The following is an 8,050-nucleotide window of genomic DNA, read 5'->3' as shown; positions in this document are numbered from 1 at the left end:
TCGACCCGCAGGCCATTCACCTCGCGTCGCGAATGCGCAGTGCGCTGCTGCAAGCCTCTCTGGAGGATGACTGGGAAAGCTGGGCGCTCGGTCTGGCGGAACGGGTCGAAGGTCATGAAGCGGTGTCGCCTCCAGGCTCGATCACCAGCAGCCGCATGCGCCTGCTGGATGAATTCATCGACGCCGGTCTCGGCAATCCGCTCGCCGTCCCGGCGATGGCGCAATTGCTGGAGTTGTCCGAGGGTTACTTCATGCGTGCCCTCAAGCAGGCAACCGGCAAAAGCCCCCACAGTTACCTGATCGACAGACGATTGGCCAAAGCCCGAGCGTCAATGCGCGATACAACGGACAGTCTTTCGCAGATCGCCCTCGCCTGCGGTTTCAACTCGCAGGCGCATATGACCACAGTCTTCAAACAGCGCCTCGGCGTGAGTCCGGCGCAATTGCGCACAGGTTCGCGCCCACGCTCTGCCGCTGACGAACAGTATTCTTCTATATAGAGGGAGTGGCCGGCGACGATGTGGCCACATGATATTCCTCGCAACCGATGAGGTCCGTTTCATGAGCAAGGCGCCCTACGCTCCACCCAAGGTCTGGAAACACATCGCTCCGTCCGGCGGCCAGTTCGCCAGCATCAATCGCCCGATTGCCGGGCCGACGCACGAGAAGACGCTGCCGGTCGGCAAGCATCCGTTGCAACTGTATTCGCTGGCCACGCCCAACGGCGTGAAAGTGACCATCCTGCTTGAGGAGTTGCTGGCGCTCGGGCGCACCGACGCCGAGTACGACGCCTGGCTGATCCGCATCAACGAGGGCGACCAGTTCTCCAGCGGCTTTGTCGAGATCAACCCCAATTCGAAAATTCCGGCGCTGCTGGATCGCAGTGTAGAACCGGCCATTCGCGTCTTCGAATCCGGCTCGATCCTGCTCTATCTGGCGGAAAAATTTGGCGCCTTCCTGCCCACCGACCTGGCGGGACGCACCGAAACCCTGAACTGGCTGTTCTGGCAGATGGGCTCGGCACCCTACCTGGGCGGCGGTTTCGGGCATTTCTATGCGTATGCGCCGGAAAAGCTCGAATACCCGATCAACCGGTTCACCATGGAAACCAAGCGGCAGCTGGATGTGCTCGATCGCCGCCTGAGCGAAAGCCCCTACCTTGCCGGCAACGAATACACCATCGCCGACATCGCGGTCTGGCCTTGGTACGGGCAACTGGTGCGCAACAACGTGTACTCCGCCGCCGAGTTTCTTTCCGCTCACGAATACACCCACGTGCAGCGCTGGGCGCAAGAGATTGCCGAACGGCCTGCGGTGATTCGTGGCCAGCGCGTCAACCGGACGTGGGGCGATGAAGCGAGCCAGGTTCCAGAGCGACATCAAGCAAGCGATCTGGATTGAGCTTCGCCTGATACGACGCGACGTCCGGTGCGGGTGTATCGGGCGTTGCGTTCGCTACACCAACAGGTCGACCCACTGCCCCGGCGTCATCTTCGTCACCATCAGCAGCACGATCACGAACATCCCCAGAAAACCGGCAACATCCATCCAGAACCATTTTCGGCAGCTCGATGTCAGGCATCTCAATCAAATGCCGATCAAATGCCGGCTGACAATGCTGCCGAAACTCCCATAACCGCCGACCACTAAAACCCTGAGTGTCACGCAATGCTTCCTTGAATGGATGACTGATTTCAGTCGGAAGGCTTTTACTTACGCGGCCTGCCGACGCATCGTCAGAATCGCAGCCCCGAAACCGATAAACGTAGTCCCCACTACGCGACTGACCCAGCGGGACAGCGCAGGCCGGGTCAGCACGCCCTTGGCGCGGGAGGCGAGCGCGGCGTAGAGCGTCAAGGATGTCACCGACAACGCCATGAAAATCGAGGTAAGGATCAGAAACTGCGGCAGCAATGTCGCGCCCTGATCGATGAACTGCGGAAACAGTGCGGTGAAGAACATCGTCGCCTTGGGATTGGTCACGGCCGTCAGGAACGCTGACTTGTACAGTTTGCTGCGAGTGGGCCGGACTTTCTTCGACTCATCTTCCACGCTCTCGGGGAGCATCGAACCCTTTTTGAACAACTGCCGGATCCCGAGGTAGAACAGATAACCGGCACCGATGATTTTGACCGCGTTGAACAGCATTTCGGAGCTGGCCAGCAACGCCCCCAGGCCGAGCATCGCCGCAGCCGACAGACAGAACAGGCCGCTGGCATTGCCGAGAGATGACCAGATCGCGCTACGCTGACCGTGGGCCAGGCTGTTGTTGATCGCCATCAGGGTCGCAGGCCCCGGGCTTGCGATGGCAATCGCGGCAACCAGGGTAAAGGCCAGAATCGAGTGAGAATCCATTTTCCATGCTCGTTGGGGTGAGGTGGCCGCATATTACAGGAGCACGCGGGACAACGGACCTCCGGCCGCTACGCTTTACTTCTCGGTGTCAGCAGCCCAATGATGGAAAACGGCACCGGCCTCGAATAACGACAACGGAGGGTCGTCCACCGATCATGAACATTCTTTACGACGAACAGGTCGACGGCGTTTTGCCCGACGTCGACAAAGCTGCACTGTTGCAAGCCCTGCAGCGCCAGTGGCCGGATCTTGAAGTCCTGCATCAGCTTGAAGAACTCAAGCCGTATGAATGCGATGGCCTCTCCGCCTATCGCACCACGCCCTTGCTGGTGGTACTGCCACGGCACATCGATGAAGTTCAGGGTGTGTTGCGCATCTGCCACGAACGACGGGTGCCGGTGGTAGCCCGGGGCGCCGGGACCGGTTTGTCTGGCGGTGCCCTGCCTCTGGAAAAAGGCGTGTTGCTGGTGATGGCGCGCTTCAACAATATCCTGCAGATCGACCCCGAAGCCCGCACCGCGCGGGTTCAACCCGGTGTGCGCAACCTGGCGATTTCCCAGGCCGCTGCGCCGTTCGGGCTGTATTACGCGCCCGATCCGTCTTCGCAAATCGCCTGCTCCATCGGCGGCAACGTGGCGGAAAACGCCGGCGGCGTGCATTGCCTCAAGTACGGTCTGACCGTGCACAATCTACTCAAGGTCGAGATTCTTACAGTCGATGGCGAACATCTGACGCTGGGCTCGGACGCGCTGGATTCCCCCGGTTTCGACCTGTTGGCACTGTTCACCGGTTCCGAAGGACTGCTCGGGGTGATAACCGAAGTTACGGTCAAACTCTTGCCCAAACCCCAGACTGCCAAAGTGCTGCTGGCAGCATTCAACTCCGTGGAAAAGGCCGGCCGCGCCGTGGCCGACATCATCGCCGCCGGCATCATTCCCGGAGGCCTGGAGATGATGGACAACCTGGCGATCCGCGCCGCCGAAGACTTCATCCACGCCGGTTATCCGGTGGATGCCGAAGCCATTCTGCTTTGCGAACTCGATGGCGTTGAGGCTGATGTCCACGATGACTGCGCGCGGGTCCGGCAAGTGCTCGAACACGCCGGCGCCACCGAGTTGCGCCAGGCCCGGGACGAGGCCGAGCGCGTGCGATTCTGGGCCGGACGCAAGAATGCCTTCCCCGCCGTGGGCCGGTTGTCGCCGGACTATTACTGCATGGACGGCACCATTCCGCGCCGCGAGCTACCCGGCGTACTGCACGCGATTGCGCAGCTTTCAGCCGAATATGGCTTGCGGGTTGCCAACGTCTTCCATGCCGGCGACGGCAACATGCATCCACTGATTCTGTTCGACGCCAATCAGCCCGGTGAACTGGAACGTGCCGAAGCGCTGGGCGGCAAGATCCTCGAATTGTGCGTGAAGGTCGGCGGCAGCATAACCGGCGAACATGGCGTGGGCCGGGAAAAAATCAACCAGATGTGCGCGCAATTCAACCGTGATGAGCTGACCCTGTTCCACGCCGTAAAAGCAGCCTTCGACCCCGGCGGCCTGCTCAATCCCGGCAAAAACATTCCGACCCTGCATCGCTGCGCCGAATTCGGTGCCCTGCACGTGCACCACGGGCAATTGCCCTTCCCCGAACTGGAGCGGTTCTGATGGGTGATACCAAGGATTTCGATGACAGTGCCGCGCTGCTCGAACAGGTCAACCGTGCACTGGAAACTGCTACGCCGCTGCGTATCCAGGGGGCGAACAGCAAGGCGTTTCTCGGACGCATCATCGGTGGCGAGATTCTCGACACCCGCGCCCATCGCGGCATCGTCAGCTACGACCCGACCGAACTGGTGATCACCGCTCGCTGCGGCACTCCGCTAACAGAATTGCTGACCGTGCTGGACGCCTCGCAACAGATGCTGGCGTGCGAACCGCCTGCCTTCGCCGACGACGCCACGGTCGGCGGCATGATCGCCACGGGCCTGTCCGGGCCGCGTCGACCGTGGTCGGGATCGGTGCGCGATTTCGTGCTGGGCACGCGGATCATCACGGGACATGGCAAGCATCTGCGCTTCGGCGGCGAAGTCATGAAAAACGTCGCCGGCTACGACCTGTCGCGCCTGATGACCGGCAGTTACGGCTCGCTGGGGGTTATCACGGAAGTCTCGCTCAAGGTGCTGCCCAAACCGCGAGCGTGCCTGAGCCTCGGCCTGGAAATGACCTGTGAACAAGCTCTGCTGCGTCTGGCCGAATGGGGCCAGCAGCCGTTGCCGATCAGCGCCGCGTGTCACGATGGCCGGCAATTGCGCTTGCGTCTGGAGGGTGGCAAAGGTTCAGTGGCGGCCGCCCATGATCGCCTCGGCGGCGAGCTGATCGACAGTTCGTTCTGGGCCGACCTCAACGAACAACGCCTGAGTTTCTTCGATGAAGACCAACCGCTCTGGCGCCTGTCCGTGCCGCTGAACACGCCGCCCCTGAACCTGCCCGGCGAGCAATGGCTCGACTGGGGCGGCGCGCAACGCTGGCTCAAATCGACAGCCGAGGAGGCGACCATTCGCAAAGTGGTTGGCGAAGTCGGCGGACATGCGACCTGCTACAGCCACGGCCTGATCGACGAACCGTTTCATCCTCTGGCGCCCGCCCTGCTGCACTATCACCGCCAACTCAAACGACAACTCGACCCCCGGGGCATTTTCAACCCCGGGCGTCTGTACGCGGAGCTTTGAGCCATGCAGACCACCCTCAGCCCGCAAGCCCGACAACTGCCCCGCGCCGAAGAGGCCGAAAGCATCCTCCGCACATGCGTTCATTGCGGATTCTGCAACGCGACCTGCCCGACTTATCAATTGCTCGGCGATGAACTGGACGGCCCGCGCGGACGCATCTATTTGATCAAACAGGTGCTTGAAGGCAACGAAGTCACGGCGAAAACCCAGCAACACCTGGATCGCTGCCTGTCGTGCCGCAACTGTGAAACCACCTGCCCTTCCGGCGTGGATTATCACAACCTGCTCGACATCGGCCGAGCGGTGGTCGACGCCGCCGTCCCGCGGCCGCTCGGGCAGCGCCTGTTGCGTGAAGGGTTGCGAAACATCGTGCCCAATCCGCGGTTGTTCAAAGGGTTGGTCAATGGCGGTCAGATATTACGGGCGCTACTGCCCGATGCCCTGCAAGACAAACTGCCACGCAACGCGGTGATGCCTGCATCACGTCCCGTCATCTCACATGCAAGGCAAGTGCTGATGCTGGAGGGTTGCGTGCAGCCGGGCTTGTCACCCAATACCAATGCAGCAGCGGCACGGGTGCTGGATCGTCTGGGCATCAGCGTGATCCCGGCCCGCGAGGCTGGTTGTTGTGGCGCGGTGGATTATCACCTCGCCGCCCAGGCCACCGGCCTTGACCGCGCCCGTCACAATATTGATGCGTGGTGGCCGGCCATCGAGCGGGGTGCAGAGGCGATCGTGCAGACCGCCAGCGGTTGCGGTGCGTTCATCAAGGATTATGGGCATTTGCTCGGTGCCGATCCGGTCTACGCCGAGAAGGCAAGACGTGTCAGCACGCTGGCCCGGGATCTGGTGGAAGTGCTAAGAGACGAACCGCTCGAATCCCTCGGCATCCACGCCGATCAGCGCCTGGCCTTTCACTGTCCCTGTACTTTGCAACACGCGCAGAAACTGGGCGGTGCGGTGGAGTCGGTGCTGACTCGACTGGGCTTCAACCTCACGACTGTGCCGGACGCACATCTGTGCTGTGGCTCGGCAGGCACCTACTCACTGACTCAGCCAACACTGGCCCGGCAGTTGCGCGAGCAAAAACTCAATGCCCTGGAAAGCGGCCATCCGGACGTCATCGTCACCGCCAATATCGGCTGTCAGGCGCACCTCGACGGTGCGGGGCGCACGCCGGTCCGGCACTGGATCGAATTGGTGGATGCCGCGCTGCCTTCGCTGACCGAGGCGTAGGATCGCTGGCGAGGGCCAAACGATGGGCGAAAAAAAACCGCCTTTGCGGGGCGGTTTTTCGGTAAGCCTCAGTTTGCGGCTGGGCTTGATGCATCTCACGGACAGCACTGACGTAGCGGAATACTATTTATCTTTGGCGTTCGTTGCAACGTTATTTTGCATGTGTATTGAATGTCATTATGTGAAGCCAAGGGCGGTCTTGACGGGCATTCAGAAGGCCTGATCATGCTGACAGAAATAACGAATTACAAAACTTGTCAGGCCTTTATCCAGGATCCTCAAAATCCCGTCATAAGACAGGTTAGTATGCGGACGCTCACTCTACAGTGCATACGTGAGGTTTGGCTGGAACCATAACGGTTTCATGCCCTTCGACACGGTTTTGCACCCGTGCCGGAATGATGGCTCGGAGGGATCACAACCGGCCGCCTCACGGACAGCACTGACCTGTCTGTCCGAAGGCACACATGATCCGGTAAGTGCGCTGGAGGTTTGGCCCCCGACCTGGAGGCCAAAACGTATGAAGCTGTTGCTGCGTACGCTGAGCCTCGTATGGAGATCGTTTCAAGCGTTCCGCTTCTACGAATTCCTGCGAGACCATTTCAACGATCTGAAGTAACCGGTCGTTGATGCGGGAAGAAGCCCGTTTCAGTTTCGGCTGAAACGGGCTTTTTTATGCGCGTTAATAGCTGTCATAAATAGGACTTACCTGAAAACCTCTGTAGGACATTTCATTAATCACTTCGAAGACCTACGAACTTATTACCGCGACACGGGCAGCACCCTTCGCGCCACGCCACTCAGCCTGGTTATGAGCTAATAACCCCTTCATTAAACGGTCGCTCAAACGTTGTACTAGGATAGGATCCAAATTTCCCGATTTGTGGTCGCCGGCCAAGGACATCAGCCGGAGAGTCGGGAAAGCGCAATTCCCCCATTGCTACTCATGGATGAAACACATGAACTCACATCTGTTCCCTCACATCGGCAAGGTCATCGCCAGCACCGGCAGCCGGCATTTTCCGCGGATGCTGCATGACCTGATCCTCACCCAACTGGCCGTGGATGCCACACATATCCGGCAGATGCGCGTGGAGCCGGTCGGACGCGCGCAACCTCGCACCGATCCTGAATGCACCAAAGAGGCGACACTGACGGCCGAGACGGTGTATTCCGAACTGAGCACCGATCCCGGCAGCAGCGACGTGCCCGCCCCCGAACCCTCCACGGTCACCGATGCTTCACAGTTGCACCTGACCCGACGCAAGGACGGTTACCGTTATGTGATCTCCGTGTACCGCTGCGGGCCGTCAAAGCGGTTTTCCGCACGGGAGCGCAGCCTGTTGCAGGACATCTCCCCGGTGTTGCTGCCGATGGTGGAAAAGCACATCCACGCGCTGCAACCGGCGAATGCGGATCCCGAGGCGCAAGCCGCAGCGACTGAAGCCTCGCTGCTAGGCCTGGAAACCCTGCGATTGCGTTTTTGCGAGCGCGTGCAGCAACTGGGCCTGAGCCTGTCAAACCGGGAAATGGAAGTGTGCGTCGGCCTGCTTGCCGGCCGCACCGCGCCTGAACTGGCCGAACAGTTGCAACTGAAGGTCAACACCGTCGAGAGCTACCTCAAGCGTGCCGCCATCAAACTGGGAATCAGCGGCCGCCATTCGCTGATGCGCTGGATGTATTCACCTGAAGACTGCCCTGCCGCCTGCGATCCGTCCAACGCGGCCTGATCGTTCGCGC

General features: G+C 60.5%; 7 protein-coding genes and 1 pseudogene (1 of these 8 running past the window's edge). 6 read left to right on the top strand and 2 right to left on the bottom strand.

Translation table 11 applies throughout. The annotated features are described in order from the left end of the window. Window positions 1–500, top strand: the 3' portion of a protein-coding gene (locus tag ABTV87_RS12040) for a helix-turn-helix transcriptional regulator (RefSeq protein ID WP_221533123.1). It extends 346 nt beyond the left edge of the window; 500 of the gene's 846 nt are visible here — the last part of the coding sequence; the start codon falls outside the window, past its left edge; the stop codon is at window positions 498–500. 61 nt (window positions 501–561) lie between these two features. Next, window positions 562–1,401, top strand: a complete 840-nt coding sequence (gene yghU / locus ABTV87_RS12035; RefSeq protein ID WP_433899583.1) for a glutathione-dependent disulfide-bond oxidoreductase — start codon at window positions 562–564, stop codon at window positions 1,399–1,401. A gap of 54 nt (window positions 1,402–1,455) precedes the next feature. Here the strand turns inward: yghU and ABTV87_RS12030 are convergent. Continuing rightward, window positions 1,456–1,563, bottom strand: a pseudogene (locus ABTV87_RS12030) (DUF2269 domain-containing protein); the annotation flags it as partial. A gap of 150 nt (window positions 1,564–1,713) precedes the next feature. Then, entirely contained in the window at window positions 1,714–2,355 is a 642-nt protein-coding gene (locus ABTV87_RS12025; protein ID WP_007960094.1) for a LysE family translocator, read from the bottom strand. Between the two features lie 155 nt (window positions 2,356–2,510). Between ABTV87_RS12025 and glcD the strand changes: the two genes are divergently transcribed. From glcD to ABTV87_RS12005, 4 genes are all read left to right on the top strand, one after another. Then, entirely contained in the window at window positions 2,511–4,010 is a 1,500-nt protein-coding gene (gene glcD / locus ABTV87_RS12020; RefSeq protein ID WP_433899582.1) for a glycolate oxidase subunit GlcD, read from the top strand. Beyond that, on the top strand, window positions 4,010–5,074 hold the full coding sequence (gene glcE / locus ABTV87_RS12015) for a glycolate oxidase subunit GlcE (RefSeq protein WP_433899581.1): 1,065 nt from the start codon (window positions 4,010–4,012) through the stop codon (window positions 5,072–5,074). The genes glcD and glcE overlap by 1 nt, the downstream gene beginning before the upstream one ends. A 3-nt stretch (window positions 5,075–5,077) precedes the next feature. After that, window positions 5,078–6,310, top strand: a complete 1,233-nt coding sequence (glcF, locus tag ABTV87_RS12010) for a glycolate oxidase subunit GlcF (protein WP_221533120.1) — start codon at window positions 5,078–5,080, stop codon at window positions 6,308–6,310. A gap of 959 nt (window positions 6,311–7,269) precedes the next feature. Next, a complete protein-coding gene (locus tag ABTV87_RS12005; RefSeq protein WP_433899580.1) occupies window positions 7,270–8,040 on the top strand; it encodes a helix-turn-helix transcriptional regulator in 771 nt (256 codons plus the stop codon). Window positions 8,041–8,050: the final 10 nt, after the last annotated feature.

The sequence above is a fragment of the Pseudomonas sp. PSE1(2024) genome (assembly GCF_050990555.1).
Lineage (GTDB): Bacteria > Pseudomonadota > Gammaproteobacteria > Pseudomonadales > Pseudomonadaceae > Aquipseudomonas > Aquipseudomonas aphyarum.
Note: the sequence above shows the minus strand (reverse complement) of the source record. Positions and strands in the feature narration are given on the sequence as shown.